This is a genomic window from Actinoallomurus liliacearum, from assembly GCF_039542035.1.
Lineage (GTDB): Bacteria > Actinomycetota > Actinomycetes > Streptosporangiales > Streptosporangiaceae > Actinoallomurus > Actinoallomurus liliacearum.
In genome coordinates this window covers 142,301-166,010 of record NZ_BAABHJ010000027.1, presented here as the reverse complement: position 1 = coordinate 166,010, position 23,710 = coordinate 142,301, and the positions used below count along the sequence as shown (strand labels likewise).

18 protein-coding genes are annotated in these 23,710 nt (G+C 72.8%); 9 read left to right on the top strand and 9 right to left on the bottom strand.

Features of this window, described 5'->3' with window-relative positions; translation table 11 throughout:
• Positions 1–43: 43 nt before the first annotated feature.
• On the top strand, positions 44–910 hold the full coding sequence (locus ABD978_RS32345) for a helix-turn-helix transcriptional regulator (RefSeq protein WP_345363257.1): 867 nt from the start codon (positions 44–46) through the stop codon (positions 908–910).
• A 44-nt stretch (positions 911–954) separates the two neighbouring features.
• Positions 955–1,935, top strand: a complete 981-nt coding sequence (locus ABD978_RS32340) for a quinone oxidoreductase family protein (protein WP_345363255.1) — start codon at positions 955–957, stop codon at positions 1,933–1,935.
• Between the two features lie 167 nt (positions 1,936–2,102).
• On the opposite strand, the gene ABD978_RS32335 is transcribed toward ABD978_RS32340, so the two are convergent.
• From ABD978_RS32335 to ABD978_RS32315, 5 genes are read right to left on the bottom strand one after another with little or no spacing between them, the layout of a single operon-like run.
• The gene (locus tag ABD978_RS32335; protein ID WP_345363253.1) at positions 2,103–4,445 is read right to left on the bottom strand and encodes a GNAT family N-acetyltransferase; all 2,343 of its coding nucleotides are present in this window, start codon (positions 4,443–4,445) and stop codon (positions 2,103–2,105) included.
• Positions 4,442–5,749, bottom strand: a complete 1,308-nt coding sequence (locus ABD978_RS32330) for a lysine N(6)-hydroxylase/L-ornithine N(5)-oxygenase family protein (RefSeq protein WP_345363251.1) — start codon at positions 5,747–5,749, stop codon at positions 4,442–4,444. Before ABD978_RS32330 ends, ABD978_RS32335 begins: the two co-directional genes overlap by 4 nt.
• A complete protein-coding gene (locus ABD978_RS32325) occupies positions 5,733–7,193 on the bottom strand; it encodes a pyridoxal phosphate-dependent decarboxylase family protein (RefSeq protein ID WP_425550790.1) in 1,461 nt (486 codons plus the stop codon). Before ABD978_RS32325 ends, ABD978_RS32330 begins: the two co-directional genes overlap by 17 nt.
• Positions 7,194–7,210: 17 nt before the next feature.
• Positions 7,211–8,062: a siderophore-interacting protein gene (locus ABD978_RS32320; protein ID WP_345363249.1), complete on the bottom strand. Its 852-nt coding sequence runs from the start codon at positions 8,060–8,062 to the stop codon at positions 7,211–7,213.
• Positions 8,063–8,085: 23 nt separating this feature from the next.
• Complete coding sequence (locus ABD978_RS32315; protein WP_345363247.1) at positions 8,086–9,108, bottom strand: ABC transporter substrate-binding protein; 1,023 nt, start codon at positions 9,106–9,108, stop codon at positions 8,086–8,088.
• A 116-nt stretch (positions 9,109–9,224) separates the two neighbouring features.
• Here ABD978_RS32315 and ABD978_RS32310 point away from each other — a divergent pair, with 116 nt between their 5' ends.
• The 6 genes from ABD978_RS32310 to ABD978_RS32285 all read left to right on the top strand — a co-directional run bounded on the left by ABD978_RS32310 (position 9,225) and on the right by ABD978_RS32285 (position 17,861).
• Positions 9,225–10,277, top strand: coding sequence for a FecCD family ABC transporter permease (locus ABD978_RS32310; protein WP_345363245.1), 1,053 nt, complete (start codon positions 9,225–9,227; stop codon positions 10,275–10,277).
• A complete protein-coding gene (locus ABD978_RS32305) occupies positions 10,274–11,347 on the top strand; it encodes a FecCD family ABC transporter permease (protein WP_345363243.1) in 1,074 nt (357 codons plus the stop codon). Before ABD978_RS32310 ends, ABD978_RS32305 begins: the two co-directional genes overlap by 4 nt.
• Before the next feature lie 188 nt (positions 11,348–11,535).
• Positions 11,536–12,306 (top strand): ABC transporter ATP-binding protein, encoded by a 771-nt coding sequence (locus tag ABD978_RS32300; protein WP_345363713.1) that lies wholly within the window; start codon positions 11,536–11,538, stop codon positions 12,304–12,306.
• A gap of 138 nt (positions 12,307–12,444) precedes the next feature.
• A complete protein-coding gene (locus tag ABD978_RS32295; RefSeq protein ID WP_345363241.1) occupies positions 12,445–12,969 on the top strand; it encodes a hypothetical protein in 525 nt (174 codons plus the stop codon).
• 289 nt (positions 12,970–13,258) lie between these two features.
• On the top strand, positions 13,259–14,473 hold the full coding sequence (locus tag ABD978_RS32290; RefSeq protein ID WP_345363239.1) for a L,D-transpeptidase: 1,215 nt from the start codon (positions 13,259–13,261) through the stop codon (positions 14,471–14,473).
• Positions 14,474–14,630: 157 nt separating this feature from the next.
• On the top strand, positions 14,631–17,861 hold the full coding sequence (locus ABD978_RS32285) for an NACHT domain-containing protein (RefSeq protein ID WP_345363237.1): 3,231 nt from the start codon (positions 14,631–14,633) through the stop codon (positions 17,859–17,861).
• Between the two features lie 22 nt (positions 17,862–17,883).
• Here ABD978_RS32285 and ABD978_RS32280 read toward each other — a convergent pair whose 3' ends face one another.
• From ABD978_RS32280 to ABD978_RS32270, 3 genes are all read right to left on the bottom strand, one after another.
• A complete protein-coding gene (locus ABD978_RS32280) occupies positions 17,884–19,500 on the bottom strand; it encodes a carboxylesterase/lipase family protein (RefSeq protein WP_345363235.1) in 1,617 nt (538 codons plus the stop codon).
• Positions 19,501–19,603: 103 nt separating this feature from the next.
• Positions 19,604–20,266: a response regulator gene (locus ABD978_RS32275; RefSeq protein WP_345363233.1), complete on the bottom strand. Its 663-nt coding sequence runs from the start codon at positions 20,264–20,266 to the stop codon at positions 19,604–19,606.
• A 64-nt stretch (positions 20,267–20,330) separates the two neighbouring features.
• On the bottom strand, positions 20,331–21,440 hold the full coding sequence (locus tag ABD978_RS32270) for a sensor histidine kinase (protein ID WP_345363231.1): 1,110 nt from the start codon (positions 21,438–21,440) through the stop codon (positions 20,331–20,333).
• A gap of 275 nt (positions 21,441–21,715) precedes the next feature.
• On the opposite strand from ABD978_RS32270, the gene ABD978_RS32265 reads away from it, so the two are divergent.
• Positions 21,716–22,990, top strand: coding sequence for an outer membrane protein assembly factor BamB family protein (locus ABD978_RS32265; protein WP_345363229.1), 1,275 nt, complete (start codon positions 21,716–21,718; stop codon positions 22,988–22,990).
• A gap of 3 nt (positions 22,991–22,993) precedes the next feature.
• Here the strand turns inward: ABD978_RS32265 and ABD978_RS32260 are convergent, their stop codons facing one another.
• Positions 22,994–23,698 (bottom strand): TetR/AcrR family transcriptional regulator, encoded by a 705-nt coding sequence (locus tag ABD978_RS32260; protein WP_345363227.1) that lies wholly within the window; start codon positions 23,696–23,698, stop codon positions 22,994–22,996.
• Positions 23,699–23,710: the final 12 nt, after the last annotated feature.

Sequence of the window (23,710 nt, the reverse complement as noted above, 5' to 3'; positions counted from 1 at the left end):
CTCCAGGCGGAACTGCCCGAGGGAACTGCTTAGGCTTGGGGCCATGGCCAGCGCTGATTCCTCCATGTCCCGTGACCGACGACGGGCCGAGCTGCGGGAGTTCCTGCGCAGCCGGCGGGCGCGGGTCTCGCCCGAGGATGTCGGGATGCCGGCGGGCGGTCGCCGCCGTACGCCGGGGCTGCGGCGCGAGGAGGTCGCGGTGCTGGCCGGGGTCGGGGTGTCCTGGTACACGTGGCTGGAACAGGGGCGCGACATCAAGGTGTCCGAGGAGGTCCTCGACGCGGTCGCCCGTGCGCTGCTGCTGGACTCCGCCGAGCGCGCGCACCTGTACCTGCTGGCCGGGCTCAACCCGCCGCAGGCCCGAGCCTCGGCTTCCGTACCCGCCTCCCCGGAGGTCCAGCGGCTGCTGGACGCCTGGTCGCCGCGGCCCGGCTACATCCGCGACCGCCACTGGAACTTCACCGCCATCAACGACGCCGCCCGGGTCGTGTTCGGCTATGGCGAGACCGACCACAACTGCCTGGTCTCCTTCTTCACCAACACCCGCTACCGGGTGGTGCACCGGCACTGGACCGAGACCGCGCCCGACGTGGCCGCAGGCTTCCGCGCCGATGCCGCGCGCTATCCCGACGACCCGGAGTTCGACCGCATCGCCACCGAGCTGGCCGAGGTCAGCCCGGAGTTCGCCGAACTGTGGGCGCGCCACGACGTGGCCGAGCACACCAGCGCGGTGAAGGCGGTCGATCACCCGGAGGCCGGGACGCTGACCTTCGACGCCACGCTGCTGCCGCTGCCCGAGCACCCCGGACATCATCTGATCCTGCACAACCCGCGTCCGGGCACCGGCACCCAGGAGCGGCTGGAGAAGCTGATGCGGGAGCGCAGCCTGGTGCTGACACACCCAGGATGAGCTGACACTGCCCGAGTCCGTGCCGCGACAGCAGACTCACCTCCATGAGCAGCAGCGAGCAGATGAAGGCAGTGACCATCCCCGAGTTCGGCGAGGCCGAGGTTCTCCGCACGGACAAGGTGGCGATCCCCGAGCCCGGCCCGGGCCAGGTCGCCATCGACGTGGCGTACGCGGGCGCCAACTTCGCCGAGGTCCTCTACCGGCGTGGCGTGGTGGACGTGCCGTTGCCCTTCGTGCCCGGCATCGAGGTCGCGGGCCGGATCCGTGCCGTCGGTGAGGGCGTCGAGGATCTGACGGTCGGCCAGCGGGTGGCGGCGTTGACGATCGTCGACAGCGGTGGCTACGCGGAGGTGGCCGTCACCTCCGCCGACCTGGTCGCTCCGCTGGACGACCTCGGGCTCGGGCTGGACGTGGCCGCGGCGCTGCCGTCCAACAGCACCACCGCTTTTCTGGTGCTCGATCGGGTGGCGCGCATCGAGCCCGGACAGAGCGTCCTGGTCCATGCCGCGGCCGGAGGCGTGGGCAGCCAGCTCGGCCAGGCCGCCCGGCTGCTGGGCGCGGGCCGCGTGGTCGGCACGGTCGGCAGCGAGGCCAAGATCGAGACCGCCAGGAACTTCGGCTATGACGAGGTGATCCTGCGCGACCGGATCGCCGAGGCGGGGGAGTTCGACATCATCGTCGACATGGTCGGCGGCCCCGCTCGCCGCGCCAGCCTGGACCGGCTGGCGCCGATGGGACGCCTCGTGGTGATGGGCAACGCGTCAGGCGCCGACGACGTCGGGGTCCCGGCCAACGAGCTGTGGTTCACCAATAAGACGGTCTCCGGTTTCAACCTGGCCGCCTTCTCCGCCGCCTTCCCCGAAGAGGCGGGCCGGGCGCTGCGCCGCGCGGTGGCGGCCGCGGCGAAGGGCACCCTGCGGGTCCAGGTCGAAACCCTGCCCCTGGAACGGGCCGTCGAGGCGCACCGCCGCATCGAAGCAGGAGCGACCACCGGCAAGCTCGTGCTCCAAGTCGCGACGCTCTGACCTGCGTCCGCGCCGTTGGACCGCCTTCCGAAGGGAGGCGGTCCAACGCTCTCACCAGCCGCGTCGGCACAGCAGGTGACTCCACCCTAGGCCGGTCGATCCGGAGTGCCCTTCGGGCTCACCGGTGAGGCCGGAACAGGATGCCGATGGTCACAGACCGCTCAGCGCTACCGCGCGAAGCGCGCGATGGGGTTGTCCAGGGTGCCGGAGAACTGCAGCGCGCCGGCCGGGTCGGCCAGGTCGACCATCTGCCGGTTGTTCCGCAGTTGCAGCCGGTTCAGGCAGGACAGCGCGAAGCGTTCGGCGAACAGGTCGTGGCGTGCGAACCGGTCGGCCAGGTGAGGGACGGAGTCCTGGTAGTCGGCGACGCACGCGGCCACCGTCGACCAGAAGCCCTCCTCGTCCAGAGTGCCGTCCGCGTCGAGGGCCGCGCTGAGGAAGCGGAAGAAGCAGTCGAAGACGTCCGTGAAGATCGACAGGATCTTCACGTCCTCGGGCACGTCCGCGCGGATCCGCTCGATCGCGGGTGGCAGCGGCCGGTCCGCGCTCATCACGCCGATCTCCTCGGCGATGTCCTTGAAGACGGCGCGCCGGGGGACGCCCCGCTCGTCGAGGACGAGGATGACGTTCTCGCCGTGCGGCATGAAGACCAGGTCGTGGGCGTAGAAGCAGTGCAGGATCGGCGTCAGGTAGGCGTCGAGGTACCGGCGCAGCCACGCGGCCGGCTCCAGACCCGACCCTCCGATCAGGGCGCTCGCCAGGGAGTCGCCCGCCCGGTCGACGTGCAGGAGCGAGGCCATGGTCGCGAGCCGCTCGCCGGGCCCGAGCAGCGGGACCGGGCTCTCCCGCCACAGCGCGGCGAGCATCTTCCGGTACGCGGAGCTCTTGTCCGAGGCGGCGGCGTACTGCTCGTGGTGGTAGCCGACCGCGGCGCGCTCCCGCAGGACGGCCAGGCCGGTCCGCTTGAGCACCTCGTCGCCGGCGACCAGGTCGGCGACCCAGTCGTTGATGGCCGGGGTCGCCGCCATGTACTCCGCGGACAGGCCGCGCAGGAAGCCCATGTTCAGCACGGACAGGGCCGTCTTGACGTAGTGCTTCGACGGCGCGGTCACGTTGAAGAACGTCCGGATCGACTGCTGGGCGAGGTACTCGTCGTCCCCCGGCCCGAGGAACACCAGGCGGCGGCGCGCCACCTCGCCCGCGAACGTCACCGACAGGCGGTTCCACCACTGCCACGGGTGGACGGGGATCAGGTGGAAATCGGCGAGGTCCAGCCCGAGCCCGGTCATCGTCGCGGCGAACCGGTCGAGGACCCGCTCGCCGAGCTCCGCGCGCATCAGCGCGTCGTTGTCCAGGCCCGCGCCGCCGGTGAACGCGCAGTGGTCCCGGTGCGCGGCCAGCCACAGCAGGCGGACGGGCCGGGCCGCCTCCGGGGCGTACCGGTGATACTCCTCGGCGTCGAAGCCGAGACGCCCGTTGTTCGCCACGAAGCAGGGGTGGCCCTCCGTCATGCCGGTCTCGACGGCCTGGAAGTCCGCCCGTGCAAGGTCGGCCGCGGGGACCGGCGGCCGGGCCAGCTTGAACGCGCTGCTCGCGAGCGTGCTGGTGATCTCCTCCAGGTAGACGGGGAGCACGTCGTCGGTGAGGCCGAGCGTGTGCCGCAGCTCCAGGATCAGGTCGACGGCGTCCAGTGGAAGCTCGGCGCCGGACCGCCGGCGGGTGATGGAGCCCGCGTCGATCCGCCAGTGGTCCAGGGCCATGACGCGGGCCGCGAACCGGTACTCCACGCCGCCGTCGTCGCCGCGCACGGCGTACCGGCCGTCGGGCAGCCGTTCGGGGATCAGCAGCCGTTCGTGCGCGAACTCGGCGAGCGCCTTGCGGACCAGGAGCCGGTTCGCGTGCGCCCAGCGTCCGGGCGTCAGGTGCGCGACGGCGTCAGGGGCGTCGGGGCGCTCGCCGGGAACTCGGGTCGCCGCGTACCGCTCGCGGGTGCAGACGCTCAGCAGGGCCTGCTTGCCCGGCAGCGGCACGGTGCCGACGACGTCGAAGCCGACGGTCGCGTTGAGCACGTGGACCGCCGTGTTGCGCACGTCGGGTTCGACGATGACGCGGCGGGTCCGCGGGTCGGCGAACAGCAACTCCATCACCGTGACGAGCACGGCACGGGTGAAGCCGTGGATCGGCGTGTCGGCCGGCGCGACCAGGAAGTGCATGCCGACGTCGCCGGGGCGCGCGTCGTACACCGCACCGAGCTCGCGGCCCGGGTCGTAGCGTTCGACGAGGAAGGCCGGCCGGCCCTCGTGCAGGCCGAGGAACGCGTCGTGCCCGGGCCGCGCCGCGATGGCCTCGAACTCCGCGACCACGTCGGACGGGCTCGCGTCGCCCATCATCCAGAACACCGACTTGGGGTGCGTGACCCAGCGGTGCAGCAGGGCCGCGTCGCCGATCGGGTCGACGGGGCGGAGCGCGAACTCGCCGAGCCGGTCGTCGGTCCGGGAGAACACCGTCATTCGGCCACGACCTCCTCCGTGGGGGCGCCGAACTCCTGGAACGCGATGGACCGCTCGACCGGGTAGGGCTCGCGGCCGAGCAGGCTCCGGATGACGCAGGAATTGCGGTAGGCGGCCATGCCCAGGTCGGGTGCCGTGAAGCCGTGGGTGTGCAACTCGGCGTTCTGCACGTAGACGCCGCCGCCGGTCGTGTGGACGCTGTAGTCGCGCCGGACCGCGAGGCGCCCGGCCGGGTCCCACCGGAGGCGGTCCGCGATCGGGGTGAGGAAGGCGGGGACCTGGTACCGGTAGCCGGTGGCGAGGACCAGGCCCTCGGTCGTGAGCGTGAAGTCGCGGCCCTGCTCCTCCTGGCGCAGGCCGAGCGTGTACGCGCCGGTCGCGGCGTCGTGGCGGACCTCGCGCAGCGCCGTGCCGGTCAGCAGCCGCGTCGGGCAGGGCCGGACGAGGCTCTTGCGGTACAGCAGGTCGAAGATCTCGTTGATGAGGTCGGCGTTGATCCCCTTGTACAGGCCCTTCTGGGCCGCCGAGAGCCGGTCGCGGGTCGGGGCGGGGAGCGCGTGGAAGTAGTCGACGTACTCCGGCGACGTCATCTCCAGCGTCAGCTTGGTGTACTCCAGCGGGAAGAACCGGGGGGACCGGGTCACCCAGTTCAGCTCGTAGCCGCCGTCGTCGACGTCCTGCAGCAGGTCGTGGTAGATCTCCGCGGCGCTCTGGCCGCTGCCGACGACCGTGACGCTGCGCTTGGCCCGCAGCGCGGAGCGGTTCGGCAGGTATTCGGAGGAGTGCAGCGCGTCGCCGGGCAGGTCGCGGCAGCAGTCCGGGACGTACGGCGGGGTCCCGGTGCCCAGGACCAGGTTCCGGGCACGGAAGGTCGCGCGGTCGCCGGTGGCCGCCCGGTCGGCGTGGACGACGTAGACCTCCTCGGCCTCGTCGTACTCCACGGCCGTGACGTGGTGGCCGAAGCGGATCGTGGGCAGCCGGCCGGCCGCCCAGCGGCAGTAGTCGACGTACTCGGCGCGCAGCGGGAAGAAGCTCTCGCGGATGTAGAAGGGGTACAGGCGCCCCCACGTCTTCAGGTAGTTGAGGAACGAGAACGGCGAGGTCGGGTCGGCCAGCGTGACCAGGTCGGCGAGGAAGGGCGTCTGCAGCGTGGTGCCCTCCAGCAGCATGCCCGGGTGCCAGTCGAACTCCGGCTCGCTCTCCAGGAAGATCCCGTCGAGATCGTCGATCGGGTCGGTCAGGCAGGCGAGGCCGAGGTTGAACGGGCCCAGTCCGATGGCCACGAAGTCATGAGGCGTGGGCAAGGTCGTCTCCCAGGAGGTCGCGGGCGTGCCCGGCGAGGAGGTCGAGGACGTCGGCGATGTCGCGGATGGTGGTGCGCGGGTTCAGGAGCGTGAACTTCAGGTGGTGACGGCCGTCGACGACCGTCGTGGCCACGACCGCCGCCCCGGAGGCGGACAGCGCGGCGGCCGCGTGCAGGTTCGCCCGGTCGAGCGTCGCGTCACTCGCCCCGGGCGGCGCGTAGCGGAACACGAGGGTGCTCAGCCGCGGCCGTACGACTACCTCGAAGCGCGGGTCGGCGTCCAGCAGCGTCCACGCCTCGGCGGCCCGGTCGAGCACCGCGTCGAAGAGCCCGCCGACCGTGTCCGCGCCGATGATGCGCAGGGTGAGCCACAGCTTCAGGGCGTCGAACCGGCGGGTGGTCTGCAGGCTCTTGTCGACCTGGTTGGGCACGCCCTGCGCGGCGCTGCGCGCGGGGTTGAGGTAGTCGGCGTGGTAGGTCACGTGCCGCAGCACGGCTCCGTCCCGTACGAGCACCGCGCTGCAGCTGACCGGCTGGAAGAAGGACTTGTGGTAGTCGACGGTGACCGAGTCGGCCCGCTCGACGCCGTTGAGGAGGTGCCGGCGGCGCGACACCAGCAGCCCGCACCCGTACGCCGCGTCGACGTGCAGCCACACGCCGGCCCGCGCGCACAGTTCGGCGATCTCCGGCAGCGGGTCGATGCCGCCGAAGTCGGTGGTCCCGGCGGTCGCGACCACCGCCATCGGCACCAGGCCCTCGCGGCGGCACCGGTCCAGCTCGCGGGCGAGCGCGCCCGGCCGCATCCGCCGGTCCCGGTCGCACGGCACTCCGATCACCGCGTCGTCGCCGAGGCCCAGCAGCCGCGCCGCCTTGACCACGCTGAAGTGTCCGTGGGTGGAGGCGAGGACGCGCAGCCGGGGGAGTACGCCCGCCCGAGCGGGCGCGCGTCCGCACGCCTCTTCGCGGGCCAGCAGCAGGGCCTGGAGGTTGGACTGCGTGCCGCCGCTCGTGAACACCCCGTCGGCGGCGGGGCCGAGGCCGAGGCGCCCGGCCGTCCACTCGATCAGGCGGCGTTCGATCAGCGTGCCGCCGGCGCTCTGGTCCCAGGTGTCGAGCGAGGAGTTGACGGCCGACAGCACGGCCTCGCCGAGCAGGGCGGGGACGGCCACCGGGCAGTTCAGGTGGGCGAGGTAGCGCGGATGGTGGAAGTAGACGGCGTCGCGCAGGTAGAGGTCCTCGAGTTCGTCGAGGGCGGCGGTCGCGTCGCCGAGGGGCCGGTCGAGGTCGACGGCGGCGACCTCTTCGGCGAGCCGGTCCGGCGTGATCCCGGTGAACGGCCGGTCCGCCGCGGCGATCCGGTCCGCCACGCGGTCGACGCCGGCGGCGACGAGGCCGCGGTAGAGGTCGGCGGTGTCCGCGCCGAGCAGAGGGGAGGTGAAGGTCACGGGTCGTCCTTCCCAGGTCAGTCGTCGGCGGGGGCCGTGCCGGCCACCGCCTCGGCGAGCAGGTCCTCCTCCGTCGCGCCCCGGCGCCAGTAGCCGGTGAACATCACGGCGCGGCGGTCGAAGCCGCGTTCGGCGACCAGGTGCCGCCGCAGAGCCCGCACGCCGGCGGCCTCGCCCGCGATCCAGGCGTACGGGGTGCCCGCCGGCAGCGTGGCGGCCCGGACCGCCTCCAGGGTCGCCCCGGCGGGGGCGTTCTCCCGGACCAGCCAGGTGACCTCGGCCTGCGCCTCCGTCGGCAGGTCCTGCACGTCGGCCGCGTGCGGCACCTCGATCCACACGCGCACTCGGGCGCTCGCGGGCAGCCAGGCGAGGATGCCGGCGACGGCGGGCAGCGCCGTCTCGTCCCCGGTGAGCAGGATCCAGTCGGCGTTCGGCGGCGGCCGGAAGTCGACGCCGCCGTTGTCGGGTTCCACCGGGCCGAGCACGACGACCGGGTCTCCCGGGGTGGCGCGGGCCGCCCAGCGGCACGCCGGCCCGCCGTCCCCGTGCAGGGCGAAGTCGACGTCGAGCTCGTCGGGGTCGCGGCGCTGCTCGCGCACGGTGTACGAGCGCATCACCGCGCGTACGGCCGGGTCCATCGCCCGCCACCGTGCGAACCACTCCTCGCCCGCCTCGGTGGGGACGACGGGCGCTTCCTGGTGGGGGTGGGGGAGGAACAGTTTGAACCGCTGGTCACGACCGCCGCAGGCGAGGCCGGTGAGGGGGGCCCCGCCGAACGTGATCCGGACGATCGACGGGCCGAGGCGCCGCGTCCGCACGACCCGCAGGTCGAAGAACCGGAACGGAGCGGCGGTGGCGGTGGTGCTCACGATGGGTCTCCTGTCGTCGCGGGTCAGCGGACCTTCTGCGCCTTCTGGATGGCGGCGGCGAGCGTCTCGACGAGCGGCGCGAAGCCCGCGTTGCTGAAGCGCGGCTCGCTCTGCCACGGCGTGACCTGGCCCGCCTTCACGGCGGGCAGCTTCGCCCAGGTCGGCTTGGCGGCCAGGTCCTTCGGCTGCAGCGCCGAGGTCCGCGCGTCCAGGAGGATCACGTCGGCCGGGTACTTGTCGGCGTTCTCCCAGCTCAACTCCTCGAAGAAGCCCTGGGAGCTGACCTTGTCCGGCACGATCAGGTCCACGCCGAGGCTGCGGAAGTACCGCAGGTCGGCGTTCGCGTTCGGGTCGGAGGCGTAGAACAGGTCGGGGCTGCCGGAGGCGGCCAGGACCTTGAGGCCGCTCTTGGCCCTGGCCGCCGCGCGGAGCGTCTCCGCGGCGCGGTCGAACCGCGCCTTGGCGTCGGTGACCTGCCGGGCCTTCAGGTCGGCGCCGAGGGCCGCCGCCAGCTCCTCGTACCGCCGGATCGGCTCGGTGATGGACACCTTCGCGGCGGTGATGGCGACGCTGGGGGCGAGCGCCGCGATCTTGTCCTTGCTGTTGTCCGGCACGTACCAGAGCGCGTTCGGCAGGAACATGTTGGTGATCAGCAGGTCGGGGCGCAGCCCGGCGTACTTCTCGACGTTGAACTCGCCGAAGGTGTTGCCGAGCACCGTCACCTTGCTCACGTCGAGGCTCCCGGCGAGCGGGTCCGGCCTGCCGTCCTTGAGCGTGGTCGGGCCGAACACGCCGACGATCCGGTCGCCGAGGCCGAGGTCGTGCAGGGCCGCCGCCGTCCCGATGTAGGCGACGAGGCGTCGCGGGCGGCTCTTCGCGTTCACCGTCCGGCCGCGGTCGTCGGTGAACGCCCAGGATCCGCCGCTCACCGCGGCCTTCGATCCGCCGCCCCCTCCGCAGGCGGTGACGAGCGCGCCCGCGCCGATTCCGCCCAACGCGGCCAGCAGACCGCGGCGGGACAGTCCTGGGGTCCGGGCATGGGGCATGGCGGGTCCTTCCTTGCAGGGGGATGGGCGGCGGGTGCCGCGAGATCGAAGTTAGGTTAACCTAACCTAAGTCGGCCTTGTCCAGTGTGATCGCGATCTCGATCCGGAGCCCTCCCGTGTCCGTCACCAAGTCACCGGCGCCGTCCGCGGCGCCGCCCCCGGCCGCCCCACCGGTGGGACGACGCCGGTCCGCGCGCCGGGCCGGGCCGCCCGCCGCGCTGCTGCTCCTGCTCGCCGTCCTCGCGGCGAGCCTGGCCATCGGCGCCCGGCGGTACTCCCTCGGCGAGGTCTGGCACGGCCTCCTCGATCCGGACGCCCCCGCCTACACCGTCGTCCGTGAGACCCGGCTGCCGCGCACTCTCCTGGGCCTCCTGGCCGGTGCCGCGCTCGGGCTCGCCGGCGGGGTCATGCAGGCGCTGACCCGCAACCCGCTCGCCGACCCCGGCCTGCTCGGCATCAACGCCGGCGCCTCGGCCGCCGTCGTGTCCGCGATCACCTTCCTGGGGATCAGGTCCGTCTCGGGTTACGTGTGGTTCTCGTTCGTGGGGGCGGGCGCGGTCGCCGTCCTGGTCTGGGCGGTCGGCGGAGGACGCGCCGCCACGCCGGAGCGGCTGGCCCTCGCCGGGGCGGCCGTCAACGCGGCGCTGTACGCCTACGTCAGCGCGGTGGAGCTCATCGACACGGCCGCCCTGGACAGGATGCGGTTCTGGACGGTCGGGTCGCTGGCCACCGCCCGGCCCTCGACCGTCACGGGGATCGCCCCGTTCGTCGCGGCCGGGGTGCTGCTCACCGCCGCGCTCGCCCGTCCGCTCAACGCGCTGGCCCTCGGCGACGACGGCGCCCGCGCGCTCGGTGCCCGCCCCACCTGGACGCGGACCGGCGCGCTCGTCGCCGTCACGCTGCTGTGCGGCGCGGCCACCGCCGCGTGCGGGCCGATCGTCTTCGTCGGGCTGATGGTGCCGCACCTCGTACGCGCGCTGACCGGCCCCGACCTGCGCCGGCTGCTGCCCTACTGCGCGGTGCTGGCCCCGGTGATGCTGCTCGGCGCCGACGTGCTCGGACGGGTCCTCGGCCGGCCCGCGGAGATCCAGGTCGGCATCGTCACCGCGGTGGCGGGCGGCCCGGTCTTCCTGGCCGTCGTCCGGCGGGGCCGGGTGGGACGCGCATGAGGCGCGTGGACGAGCGGCAGGAGCGGAACGAGCCGAGCAGGGCGATCGTCCTTCGGACCTCCGGTGGGCTCTCGGTACGGCTGCGGCCGCGCGCCCTCGCGGTCGGCGCGGCGTGCGTCCTGATCGCCGCGGCCGGGGCCGTCCTCGCCATCGGCGGCGGTGACTATCCGATGAGCCCGGTGGACGTCGTCCGTACGCTCCTGGGCGGGGGAAGCCCCGCCGACGTCTTCATCGTCGAGCAGGTACGGCTGCCGCGCGTGCTCACGGCCCTGGCGGCCGGTGCCGCGCTGGCGTTCTCCGGTGCCGCGTTCCAGGCGCTGGCCCGCAATCCGCTCGGCAGCCCGGACCTCCTCGGGTTCACCCAGGGCGCGGCGGCCGGGGCCCTCACAGCGATCGTCGTCGGCGGCGGCGCGGTGGCGCTGGCGGCCGGCGCGGTCGCCGGAGGAATCGCCACCGGCGTCGTCATCTACCTGCTCGCCTGGCGCGAAGGTCTGCACGGCGGCCGGCTCGTCCTCGTCGGCATCGGCGTCGCCGCGATCCTCACCGGGATCAACGGCTACCTGATCACCCGCACGAACATCTCCGACGCCGCACGCGCGGTCCTCTGGCTGACCGGCACCCTCGACGGGCGCGGCTGGGGCGACCTGGCCCCGGTCCTGACGGCCACGGTCGTGGTCGTGCCGGCGGTGCTGCTCGGCTGCGCGCGGGGACTGCGGATCCTCGAGATGGGCGACGACGCGGCGACGGCGCTCGGCGTGCGGGTGCAGCGGATCCGCCTGGTGCTGCTGGCCTCGGCGGTGCTGCTCAGCGCGCTCGCCGCCGCCACCACCGGCCCGGTGTCGTTCGTCGCGCTGACCGCCCCGCAACTGGCCCGGCGCCTCACCCGCGAACCGGGCCCCAACCTGCTGCCCTCCCTGTGCATGGGCGCGGCGCTGCTGGTCACCGCCGACCTGGCCGCCCAGCGGCTGATCCCCGGCCACCAGTTGCCGGTCGGCGTGGTGACCGGCGTGCTCGGCGGCGCCTACCTGATCTGGCTGCTCGCCACGGAACGCCGCACGGGACGGCTGTGACGACTTCGGACCGTTCGACGACGGAGGCAGGAAACGTGGGACACGACGGCACGCGCGAACGCGTACACCGTACGCCGGGCGCCGTACCCGGACCGGCGGACCAGGGGCACCGCACGCCCCGTCCGCCGGACGACGCGGCCGGACCGGTGGCGGGGGAGCGGGGCGCGGGAGCGGGCGGAACCCGGCTCATGGGGCGGGCGCTGACGCTCGCGTACGAGCGCCGGGTCGTCGCCGAGGAGTTGACCGTGGCGATCCCCGACGGGTCCTTCACCGTCATCGTGGGGCCGAACGCCTGCGGCAAGTCGACGCTGCTGCGCGCGCTCGCGCGCATGCTCAGGCCGCGCTCCGGCACCGTGCTGCTGGACGGCCGGGACATCCACGCGCAGGCCACGCGAACGGTCGCGCGAACGCTCGGGCTGCTGCCGCAGTCATCGATCGCCCCGGAGGGCATCAGGGTCGCCGACCTGGTGGCGCGCGGCCGGCACCCCCACCAGGGCCTGTTCCGCCAGTGGTCGGCCGACGACGAGCGCGTCGTCCAGGAGTCGATGGCCGCCACCGGCGTGGCGGAGCTGGCCGGCGCCCACGTCGACGAGTTGTCCGGCGGCCAGCGCCAGCGCGTCTGGATCGCGATGGCGCTGGCCCAGGAGACCCCGCTGCTGCTCCTGGACGAGCCAACGACCTACCTGGACATCGCCCATCAGATCGACGTGCTCGACCTGTGCGCGCGCCTGCAGCGGGAGCAGGGCCGCACCCTCGTCGCCGTGCTGCACGACCTGAACCACGCGGCACGGTACGCCGACCATCTGATCGCGATGCGCGGCGGGCGGGTGGTCGCCGAGGGAGCCCCCGCCGAGGTGGTCACGGCCGAGCGGGTGGAGGAGGTCTTCGGCCTGCCCTGCCGTGTGATCGACGACCCGGAGACCGGGACGCCCCTGGTCGTGCCCGCGGCACGGCGGTAGAGCGGGCGGGGCCGGGCGGCGCCCCGCGCGAGGTACCGGCGGCTCAAAGATTCCGTCGAATCGCGTTTCACGGGGGTGGCCCGGCCGGTCACCCGTGATCGTCTTCTTGGCGGAAACGACCTCTGCCAAGGAGATCAGATGATCAAGTCTTTCGACCGACGCATCGTCACCGCGGCCACGACCGTCGCACTCGGCCTCGTCCTCACCCAGGCGCCCGCAGACGCGGCCCGTTTCTCCATGGTCTACACGTGCGCGGTGCCGATCCTCGGGGACCGGAGCGTGCAGTTCGACGGCACTCTGACCGCGACGCCGGACCGGCCCACGGTCGGCACGTTCACGCGGGTCGACCTGCACGTCGCCCGGCTCAGCCTGCGTCCGCCGGTGGCGGTGACCTCCTGGAGCGCCATCGCCGACGTCGACGTCGCCGGTGCGCAGACCGGCGCGTTCCGGCTGTCGGGATCCGGCGGTCCGGTCGCCGCGTACGGGCCCGTCACCGGCGACCTCACGGGCGGGTGGGTCCCGAGGGCGATCGGCGTCGATCGGCTCCGGCTCGCCAGGGTCGTGCTCAAGGTGAGCACCGCGCCCTTCGGTGACGTCGTCGTTCCGTGTTCGCCGCGAGAGCCGCGTCCGGTGGCCGAGACGCTCACCGTCTTCACCCGCTGACGAGCGGAAGGGACGCGGGACCCCGCCGGTCGAGCCGACCGGCGGGGTCCCGTCGTATCCGCCGGCGTTCACGCCGAAGAGCGCGGCGACCGCCCGCCTCGTATCACCGTTTCGCGAGTCAGCGGCCGCAAAAGCGGTATTGCCCGGTTAATTGGCGATGATCGATACTATGATGCTCAAATTACCGGGGATCTACCGATGCGCGCCTCCGTTCTGCCGTGATGAGCCGCGCATCTTTCTGCGCGAAGTGGGGTCATCAGTGCGCATCAGTCGATCGGGTCGATGGGTCATGCCGGCGGCGGCCGCAGCCCTTCTCACACTGGCCGCGGCGTGCTCATCGAGCGGCGACGCCTCCACGACGGGCAAGTCCGCCAAGGCGCCGGACGCGGCGGCCACCATCACGCCGGCCAACGGGGCCGCCAAGGTGCGCCCGGACAAGGGCGTGACGGTGACGGCGGCCAGCGGCGTCCTGCAGCAGGTGAGCGTTCAGGCGGGATCCAGCACCGTCGACGGCGCCCTGTCCGCGGACAGGAAGACCTGGCAGACGAAGTGGACGCTCAAGCCCGGCGCCACGTACACCGTGACCGCCACCGCGAAGAACGCGGACGGCAAGGTCACGACCGCCACGAGTAAGTTCACGACCCTCAAGGCGTCCTCGACGGTGAAGGTCAGCGACGTGATCCCACGGGCCGGGGAGACCGTCGGCGTCGGCATGCCGATCACCGTGAGCTTCGACCGGCCGGTCGCCAACAAGGCCGCCGTCGAGAAGGCACTCGAGGTGCGGTCGACCTCCCCGATGGAGGGCGCCTGGCGCTGGATCACCAGCCAGCAGGTCATCTTCCGGACGAAGGCCTACTGGCCCGCGCACAGCAAGGTCAGCCTCGTCGCGCACATGGCGGGCGTCCGGGCGTCCGCCGGCGTGTACGGGACCAAGGACGTCACGAAGAACTTCTCGATCGGCGCCTCCCACATCGCCAAGGTCAACCTCAAGACCCACCTGAACAAGGTCTACGTCGACGGCAACCTCGCCAAGACCATCAAGGTGAGCGGCGGCATGGGCGGCGGTGACTCCCACGGCAACGACTTCCGCACCACCAGCGGCGTCCACCTGGCGATGGGCAAGTCCCCGGTCGTGACCATGACCTCGCCGAACATCAAGGAGGGCGAGCCCGGGTACTACCACGAGCTCGTCTACAAGGACGTGCAGATCAGCAACAGCGGCGAGTACCTGCACCAGAGCCCCGGCGAGTACGGGTGCCTCGGCCACAGCAACTGCAGTCACGGTTGCGTCCGGCAGACGCCCGCCGGTGCGCAGTGGTTCTTCAACCTGAGCAACCGCGGCGACGTCATCGTCATCAGCGGCACGACCCGTGACCTCGAGTGGAACAACGGCTGGGGCTACTGGCAGCTGTCCTTCACCAAGTGGATGAAGGAGAGCGCCACGAAGCAGCCGGTGACGACGACCGCCCTCACGGCGTCCTCCGGAGCCCCGGCGGGCAACTGACGAGGGACGAAGCCGGGCGGGTCGCACCGACCCGCCCGGCTTTCGCTTGCCCGAAGCGGCTCTCGCCCGGTCCCGGCACCGTACGCGGGCGCGAGTGCGACTCCCGGCTCTCTCGGCCGATGATAGGGGCGAACCTTCCCCCCTAAAAGGAGCCCGAGTGGCAGAGTCGCTGACCTACGCCGACGCTCTGAAGATCCTCGGTGGCCGTCCCAGCCGCCTGATCGGCCTCGCCGACCGGCTGGCGGCCGCGGGCCTGGTGACGTGGTCGGTCGCCGCGCTGGCGACCGGGAACGACATGTCCGCCGCCCTCAACCTGTTCGACCTGAAAGAGGAGATCGTCAGGTTCGGGCACGACACCGTGCGCCGGATCGCGGAGCGGCGCAACGGGCTGTCCCGCTTCGACCGTACGCAGCGGCTCGCGGCGGCCCACGCCGTCCTCGTGGTGTCCTCCTACTTCGAGGCGCTGGAACAGGCGGATCCCGCGATCGGGCTCGAGCGTTTCGACCTGACCCCCGGCGAGAAGGTCGCCCATGCGACCGGCGGCCTTCCCGCGCGCGGGGGCGCCGAACTGGTCGACGGACTGCTGAACGACCGGCTCCCGCTGCCCGAGCCGCACGTCCCGTACGAGAGCACCCGAGCGGCGATCAGGTCGACGTACGAGCAGATGTCGCGGCGGCTGACGGCCTTCCTGCGGGGCGTCGCCGCGTGGGACGCGCTCTCCGGCCCGGAGCGCGCTCGCCTGACCCGGGCGGTGGCGGCCGTGCCACCGGCCGCGCTGGAGAACTACGAGCAGGCGTTCCGGAGGCTCGCGACGGACAACCGGGAGTTCGAGGTCTGGGCGAACCTGACCCGGCTCGAGGCGCTCGGCGCGGGGCTGTCCGAGGTGGGAACGCTCCTCGGCACCATGGCGGCGAACCGGCCGGGCGAACGGCCGAGACGCCACCTGCTCCGGGGATACCGCGCGGCGCTGTCCGAGCCGATCGTCGCGACCGGCCGGGCGCCCGACGGCGTGGTCCTGCCCGCCCTGGGTGACGCGTACGTCAACCCGCGCTGCAAGGTGGCGGAGGTCCCCCCGGCGGAGAGCCCGGCCGACCCGGAGTTCTGGGCGAACGAGCAGGTGCGGGAGCCGCACGCCGCGGCGTTCCTGTCCGGATTCCTGACCTCTCCGCGGGCGGTCCAGGCCCCGCTCGTGGTCCTCGGCGAGCCCGGGTCGGGCAAGTCGAAGCTGACCGAGGTCCTCGCCGCCCGCCTGCCGGAGGAGGACTTCCTGCCGATCCGGGTCGAACTCCGCCAGGTCGCCGCCGAGTCGATGATCCAGGAGCAGATCGAGCAGGCGATCCACCGCCAGTCGGGCGAACGGGTGACCCTGCCCGATCTGCTCGAGGCGGCCGACGGCGCGTTGCCCGTCGTGATCCTCGACGGCTTCGACGAGATGCTGCAGGCGGCGGGCGTGAACCGGTACGACTACCTGGAGCAGGTCCGTGACCTGCAGCGCCGGCAGTCGGCGCTCGGGCAGCCGATCGCCGTGATCGTGACGAGCCGCACCGTGGTCGCCGACCGCGTACGGTATCCGGCGGGCACCGTCGCGCTGCGACTCCTGCCCTTCACCGACGACCAGGTGCGCTACTGGCTGGACGTCTGGCACCGGCACAACGGGGCGCTCCTCACGGCGCGGTCCCGCCGCCCGCTTCCCGTCGAGACCGTCCTGGCCCATCGGGAGCTGGCGCGTCAGCCACTGCTCCTGCTCATGCTCGCCATCTTCGACGCGCAGGACAACGCGCTGCAGACCGCCACCGGGAGCCTCGGCCAGGCCGACCTGTACGAGGCGCTGCTGCTGGACTTCGCGTTCCGCGAGATGCGCAAGGCGCCGGAGACCGCGTCGCTGCCGTCGGACGCGCAGCGCCGGCTGGCGGAGGCGGAGCTGGAGCACCTGGCCGTCGCCGCGCTGGCCATGTTCAACCGCGGCCGGCAGACCGCCGACGAGGCCGAGCTGGACCGCGACCTGTCCGTCCTGCTGCCACAGCACCGGGACCCCGCCGTCGACGAGCGGGCCGCGCTGAGTCCCGCGCAGCGCACGACGGGCCGGTTCTTCTTCATCCACCGCTCCGAGGCCCGGATCCACGATCAGCGGACCCGGACCTTCGAGTTCCTGCATCCGACCTTCGCGGAGTTCCTGGTCGCCTGGCTCGCCGTCCGCGTGCTCGACGATCTGACCGCCGTGAAGGAGGTGATGAGCGCGCGGTCGACGGCCGCCGGTGGCCGGCCGGACGACGGTTTCCTGTTCGCGGTCCTGTCCTTCGCGTGCGTCGCCGAACGCGAGCCGATCGTCGACTTCCTCGGCGAGCTGCTCCGCCGCCGGCCGGAGGAGCGCGGGCGCCGGGCGCTGCTGTGCGAGCTCCTCGACGGCGCGCCGTACCCGCACGCCGGACGGTCCTACACCGCCTACGAGCCGGTGACGCATCCCGTCACCCGGCGGCTCGCCGCGTACACGGCGAACCTCACCGTCCTCCTCGTCCTCCTGTCCGGCGAAGGGATCACCGTCGCCGAGATGTTCCCCGGCTCCGGGGCCGCAGCCGTGGAGCGCTGGATCGGGCTGAGCAGACTCTGGAAGGCCCAGCTGTCCCCGTCCGAATGGGACAGGATCCTGAAGACCCTGCGGGTCAGGGTGCGCCTCGCCGATGAGCTGCGGATCCGGTTGAGCCGGGAGGACGGTTCCCCCGTCTCGGTCCTCGACGCGTTCGCCATCGCGCCTCTGGGCACCCGGCCCGAGGCGACCGACTATGAGCTCTTCCTCTCCGGCGATCCCGGAGCGTACGACCTTCGGGTGACCGCGACGAGCGACCTCGGGATGCTCGTACGGACCCTGGCGTTCCTGCCGGACTGGCGGATGGGGCTGCTGCTCCTCCAGTCCGTGCCGTCGTCCCATGCCCTGGGCGACCGCGTTCGGTTCAGGTCGGCCGACGAGAAGGCCGTCCTGCCCGGCTACCGGCTCGGGCGGCTCGACCACGCCCGCGACGCGGCCGGCGACGAACGCGCGGCGCTCTACCGCGAATCCCTCCGGGCGGCGGTCGCCTTCCCCGAGCTGCACCGGCTCGTCCTCCTGCGCCTGCGCGACGACGTCGGCAGGCTGCCGGCCGCGGCGGTGCTCGATCTGCTCCACCAGGCGAACACCGTGCGGCCGACCGACGCCTACCTCGAGACCGTCAACGAGCTGTGGCACCGGCTGCCCGAAGACGGGGCGGCGGGACGCGGAGTCGACGGCCGCGACCTGGTGGCCGCGCTCGTCAGGGCGGTCGAGCAGCGGTGGCCGGACACGGACCTCGACCACCTCGCCCCGGGCCTCCGGGTCGCGGCCGCCGGAAGACGGCGCACCGCCGACACCCGATGACCCGGAGCGGGCGGCCGGGGCCTCAGGCGGGCAGGTCGAACGCGGCGAACGGGTAGCCGTCCCAGAGGGCGCGCTCCCGGCCGCGCGGGTCGTTCGCGACCGTGGCGTCGACGTTCCACATCATCGTGGCGCGCTGCGGCGCCCGGTACGCGGGCCAGGTGGGGCGCTGGACGGTACGCCGGGCGTTCGGGTCGCCGGTGCGGGTGAACGACGTCCAGGCGTCGATCATCTGGTCCGACAACGTGGTGAGGCGGGCCCGGTCGGCCTGGAACGCCTTGTCACCGCCCAGGATCCCGGTGAACCGGAACGACCCGAAGACGAACGGCAACTCGATCGTGTGCACGGCGCCGTACTCCTCGGTCGGCCGCCAGCCGAACTCATAGAGGTACGTCGGCCGCCAGCGGCTCTGCGCCTGCGCGAGCCGGGTCGCCGGCACCCGCATTCCCTGGTCGCTGAACATGGCCAGCGCCGCCGCGGTCGCCGACCGGCCCCTGCGGTAGGCCGCGACCATGCGCTTCCGGCGCGCGGCCAGTTCCTGCGGGAAGAACACCGTCTCGTACTGCTGTGCGATGCCGGTCATCGCCTCGGGACCGAGCTGGCCGAAGAAGTTCATCTCGTCGCGGTTCGTCCCGAGCAGCAGGTCCACGGCGCGGGCGTTGCCCTGGGCGACCCGCTTGATCACCGAGTCCCGGACGAGGGTGCCGTCAATGTACGGGGCGAAGTACGTCGCACCGAGGATGCCCGGCTCGTCCTGGTCGATGATCTTGTTCTGCATGCCGAGGATCTGCTTCGTCGACATGCGGCGCAGCTCGGCCACGCTCTTCACCGGCAGCGCCGAGGCGACCTTGCGCTCGTACGCGGCGGAGTGCACGAGGGCGCCACTGCCGCTCTCCAGGATCACCCGCTGGAACAGCCGCTCCGGATGGTCGGTGGCCAGCATCGCGCTCAGGGAGAAGGCGCCCGCGGACTCCCCGACCGCGGTGACGTTCGCCGGGTCGCCGCCGAAGTCGGCGATGTGGTCGCGCACCCACCGCAGGGCGGTCATCTGGTCGCGCAGACCGTTGTTGCCCGATCCCTTGTAGGAGGGGTCCAGCCCGCCCAGCTCGGACCAGCCGAGCACGCCGAGCCGGTAGTTGATGGAGACCACGACCGCGTCCCCCCGGGTGGCGAGCTTCGCCCCGTCGTAGCGCGGTTCATTGGCCGTGCCGAAGCGGGCGGCGCCACCGTGGACGAACACGATCACCGGCCGGCGGCGGTGGTCGGTGCCGGGGGTCCACACGTTGAGGCGCAGGCAGTCCTCGTCGGTGAACAGCGTGCGCGCGTCGGGATAGTCCTCCGACATGGTGTCCCGGTCCTGCGGGCACACCGCCTTGTCATCCGTCGCCTGGAGCGTGCCGCGCCAGCGCCCGACGGGGCGTGGCGGGCGGAAGCGCAGCGACCCGACCGGCGCCTCGGCGTACCGGATGCCCCGGAACGCGCACAGGCCGGCGCGGGCGGTACCCGCGACCACCCCGAGCGAGGTGGTCGTGGTGCAGTCCGCGCGGCTCCCGGCGCCGGCGGGCGTCGCGGACGACGCGCAGGAGGACATCATCACGGCGGCGCCGGCCAACGCCAGCGCCGCGGAGATCCGTTTCAGCATGAGCAGACTCCTTCTCGAAGACCGCCGCAGCATCGGTCACCGGAGCGCTCCGCGGGATCGCCGGTGCGAGTGAACCCCGCCTGGTCCCGGAGAACGAGACCGCTCAGTCGTCGCCGGGGACGACCAGCCCGGACTCGTACGCGAAGACCACCGCCTGGGCGCGGTCGCGCAGATCCAGCTTGGTCAGCAGGTTGCTCACGTGCGTCTTCACCGTGTGCTCGCTGACCAGCAGTTCGGCCGCGATCTCGGCGTTCGACCGGCCCTGCGCGAGCAGCCGCAGCGTGTCGATCTCCCGGCCGGTCAGCTCGTCGAGCCGGCGGCGCAACCCGGGACGTGCCCTGCCCCGGCCGACGACGTCCGCGATCAGCCGCCGGGTCACGCTCGGCGCCAGCAGCGACTCACCGGCTGCCACCAGGCGCACCGCTCGTACGAGCTCGTCGCGCCGCACGTCCTTGAGGAGGAAGCCCCCCGCGCCGGCGCGCAGCGCGTCGTAGACGTACTCGTCGACGTCGTACATGGTCAGGACGAGGACCTTCGCCGTCGTCCGCCGGCACACCTCGGCGGTGGCCTCGACGCCGTCGACGCCGGGCATGCGGATGTCCATGAGCACGACGTCCGGTCGCAGCTCGACCGCCTTCGCGATCGCCTCGGCCCCGTCGGCGGCCTCACCGACGACGGTGATGTCGTCATGGGCGTTCAGGATCATCGCGAAGCCGCCCCGGAACAGATCCTGGTCGTCGGCGACCAGGACGCGCAGAGCTCTCATGCGGCCTCCTCCGTCGGGGGAGTGATCGGAAACGCCGTGCTCATGATTCGTTCGCGCCGCTCGCTCATGTGATCGGCAGCGTGGCGGTCACCGTGCAGCCGCGGCCGCCGGAGCGCACGCTGAGGGTGCCGCCGCAACTGGCGACGCGTTCCCGCATGCCGATGAGGCCGTGCCCTTCATACAGGTCGGGGAAGCCCCGGCCGTCGTCCGTCACTTCGATCTCCAACGCGTCGGGGGACCAGCGGAGCCGTACGGCCACGGCTCGGGCGTCCGCGTGCCGGATCGTGTTGGTCAGCGCCTCCTGGACGACGCGGTACGCGGCGGCGTCCACGTCGGCCGCGACCGGCCGTGGTTCGCCGCGCACGTCCAGGGAGGCGTCGAGGCCCGCTCGGCGGGCGTTGCCGACCAGCCCGGGTACGGCCTCGATCCCGGGCACCGGCCCATCGTAGGGCCGGCCGCTTCGCAGGGCGCCGAGGATGAGGCGGAGCTGACCGACCGCCTCCCGCCCGGCCTCGGAGATCGCCTCGAAGACGGCCTCGGCCTTGTCCGGGTCGTCGCGTACGACGAGCGATCCGGCCTCCGCCTGCACCACCATCACGCCGACCGAGTGCGTGACGATGTCGTGCATGTCGCGGGCGACGCGGGTGCGCTCGCGCTCGACCGCGGCGGCGCGCTCCTCCCGGATCCGGCGCTCGCGCTCCCGGTCGGCGGCGCGCGCGGCCCGCCGTGCTCGCGCGCCGATCCCGACGGCGTACGCGGCGACGACGGCCGTGACGAGGTAGCGGTAGGTCTCCAGGTCCTCGCCCGGGACGACCAAGGAAACCGTCACACCGAAGGCCAGCGCGCCGACGCCGACGGCCCGCCGCGGCGGCGACAGGGTCCGCCCCGCGAACGTGTAGACGGAGACGAGCACGCCGTACGGCAGGAACAGCAGTGGCGGGTGCGGCAGCGAGGGGGCGATGACCGCCAGAACCGTCGTCGAGCCACCGACCACGCCGCCCACGGTGAGGACGGCCCGGCGCCGCCAGACCACCGGCACCGAGGCCGACAGTGTCAGTACCAGGAACCACCACGGCTGCCGGTACGGGACGAACGCCGTCGTCACCGTCCCGACGGTGACGACGGCGGCCACGGCGACGTCGAGCCGTGAGACCCGGAAGATGCCAGTACGCACGGCCGACTCCTGCGCTCATGGGATACAGCGGGTGAGTATGCCCCGTCGCGTGAGTCCGCCGCCTCCCTCCCCCGGCCGAGGCCCCCTCCCTCCTCCGAATGAACAGCCGCCCCGGCGTCCGCGCCGAAGGCCAGTGAATTACGAGACGTAGCAGAGTTATTGCCATTAACATCGCTATGGCACTTCACTGTGATGGGGGGCCGGCCGGGCCGTGCCCGCGCTTCCCGTCCCTGGGTGCCGTGGGTTGTCGAGATGACGGACGGAAGGCAGGTCGGATGAACCGCAGGTCGCGTGGGAACGCCTCGTCGCTGAGAGGACCCTCCGGTGTCGCGGCGGCGCTCGCCGGGGCGGCACTGGCCCTCGCGATGACGGCGTGCGGGGACCGGGGCGGGTCGCACGCCGAGGCGCACGAGACCAGGACGCCGTCCGCGCAGGACGCGCCGCACTACGACCCGCCCGTGCGGTTCGCGCCGAACGGCCGGCCGTTGCTGCCCACCACGACGGCCACCGGACCGCGCGACGTGAGCGACGTGGTGCTGGCCGGACGCCTGGCGTACTTCCAGGATGGGGACGGGCTGCAGGCGGTGGACGTGACCACCGGCCGGTCCTCCTGGAGCGCGCGACCGGGCGCGGGCGCGACCGTCGACGGCCGGAACATCCGGCCCGCCCTCGCGTCGCTGGGCGGTCGGCAGTACATCATCGGCCTGTTCCCCGGAGAGCTGCCGGGACACGGCACCACGCCCGCCACCCCGGTGCTCGAGCTCCTCCTCGTCGATCCGGCCACGGGACGGACCGCCGGGGACGACGCGATGCCGCTGCCGGCGGAACTGGCCGAGGGTTTCAACCTGCACCAAATCGTCGGCACCGACGGCCGGGCGGTCGTGATCGGCTTGAGCGGCTCCAGCCCGGACGCCGTCGTCGTGGCCGACCCGGCCGCGCACCGGATCCGCTGGACCCGGCAGAAGGCGACCCCGGTCGCCACGTCCGACGGTCTGGTCGTCGTCATCGACGCCGTCCGTCCGTCCGGCTTCTTCAACATCGAGGGCACCTACCGGCTCCAGGGCATCGACACGGCGACGGCGGCGGTCCGCTGGAGCACGGCGCCGTCCACGGCCGACACGTATCAGGCGGAACGCGCCGGGCCCAGGCTGGTCACCCTGTCCGGAGGGTTCGACGAGACCGCCGGTCTGCTGGACATCACCACGGGGAAGCGCCGGTTCCGGTACCCCGACCAGGAGAAACTCTACGACTGCCGCGACGACGACCGGTCGGTGGTCGTCTGCTTCACGACGGGCCGGGTCATGGCGCTCGACGCGACCACGGCGCAGCTCCTGTGGGAGCTGCCGAAGGACGGGCGGACGAGTCCGTCGGTCACCGCCGCGTGGCACGGCGCCGTCTACGGAACCACGGCCAACGGCCCTGTCGTCCTCGACGCCCGCACCGGCCGCGACCGCGAGGCGTCGCCGGGCGCCGCGCCCGCACTCGTCGGCCCCTACGGCGGCGTGGTCAAGCAGGACCGCTCCCTGGTCTTCCAGGCCGCCGCCGGATAGGCGTCAGCGGGCCGGCGGCTCGTAGGTCAGGCCGATCGAGGCCATCAGCTCGACGAGCATCTGGTCGTACATCGGACCGTGGTCGTCGATGCCGACCCCGAGATGGCCGAAGATCTCCAGGCAGACCCCGGCGTAGATGCGGTGCCAGCAGGTCAGGAGCGTCCAGATGGCGCCCAGCGGCAGGTCCAGCCCGGTGGTCTTCCGGTAGCTCGCGAGCTCGTCGCGCAGGGCGGGGGCGAGCGACTCGTCCGGCAGGACGGAGAACGGCCGCTGCCGCCACAGCTCCTCGAACAGGCCGCCGAACAGGTGGGCGAGCCGCACCACCCAGGTCGCCGATATCTCCCCCTGGGCCCGGCCCGTCGCCTTATTCGGCGTCCCGAACAGGAACGCGAACTCCGACGGGTGCTCCAGGGCCCAGGTACGGATCGCGTTGGTCGCGCCGCTGAGCCGGGCGAGCAGGTCGTGAGACGGGTCCGCGGCCGCCTGGAGCGTCGTGACCAGATCCTCGATGAGGTCGTCGGCGACGGCCCGTACGAGGTCGTCGTGGCTCTCGTAGTACCGGTAGATGGCGGGAGCGGTGATCCCGACGTCCCGGGCGATCGCGGCCAGGGTCATCGCCGCCGGCCCGTCGGCACCGAGCAGCCGGCGCGCGGACATCCGGATGTCCCGGTCGAGCTCGGCCCGCAGGCGCTCGCGTCGTGTGGTCATCGCGACCCGGCC

Excerpts from the sequence above, each read along its gene's own strand:
- ABD978_RS32345 (WP_345363257.1), top strand. The coding sequence starts at position 44 with ATGGCCAGCGCTGATTCCTCCATGTCCCGTGACCGACGACGGGCCGAG.
- ABD978_RS32340 (WP_345363255.1), top strand. The coding sequence starts at position 955 with ATGAGCAGCAGCGAGCAGATGAAGGCAGTGACCATCCCCGAGTTCGGC.
- ABD978_RS32335 (WP_345363253.1), bottom strand. The coding sequence starts at position 4,445 with ATGACGGTGTTCTCCCGGACCGACGACCGGCTCGGCGAGTTCGCGCTC.
- ABD978_RS32315 (WP_345363247.1), bottom strand. The coding sequence starts at position 9,108 with ATGCCCCATGCCCGGACCCCAGGACTGTCCCGCCGCGGTCTGCTGGCC.
- ABD978_RS32305 (WP_345363243.1), top strand. The coding sequence starts at position 10,274 with ATGAGGCGCGTGGACGAGCGGCAGGAGCGGAACGAGCCGAGCAGGGCG.
- ABD978_RS32300 (WP_345363713.1), top strand. The coding sequence starts at position 11,536 with ATGGGGCGGGCGCTGACGCTCGCGTACGAGCGCCGGGTCGTCGCCGAG.
- ABD978_RS32295 (WP_345363241.1), top strand. The coding sequence starts at position 12,445 with ATGATCAAGTCTTTCGACCGACGCATCGTCACCGCGGCCACGACCGTC.
- ABD978_RS32290 (WP_345363239.1), top strand. The coding sequence starts at position 13,259 with ATGCCGGCGGCGGCCGCAGCCCTTCTCACACTGGCCGCGGCGTGCTCA.
- ABD978_RS32280 (WP_345363235.1), bottom strand. The coding sequence starts at position 19,500 with ATGCTGAAACGGATCTCCGCGGCGCTGGCGTTGGCCGGCGCCGCCGTG.
- ABD978_RS32275 (WP_345363233.1), bottom strand. The coding sequence starts at position 20,266 with ATGAGAGCTCTGCGCGTCCTGGTCGCCGACGACCAGGATCTGTTCCGG.
- ABD978_RS32265 (WP_345363229.1), top strand. The coding sequence starts at position 21,716 with ATGAACCGCAGGTCGCGTGGGAACGCCTCGTCGCTGAGAGGACCCTCC.
- ABD978_RS32260 (WP_345363227.1), bottom strand. The coding sequence starts at position 23,698 with ATGACCACACGACGCGAGCGCCTGCGGGCCGAGCTCGACCGGGACATC.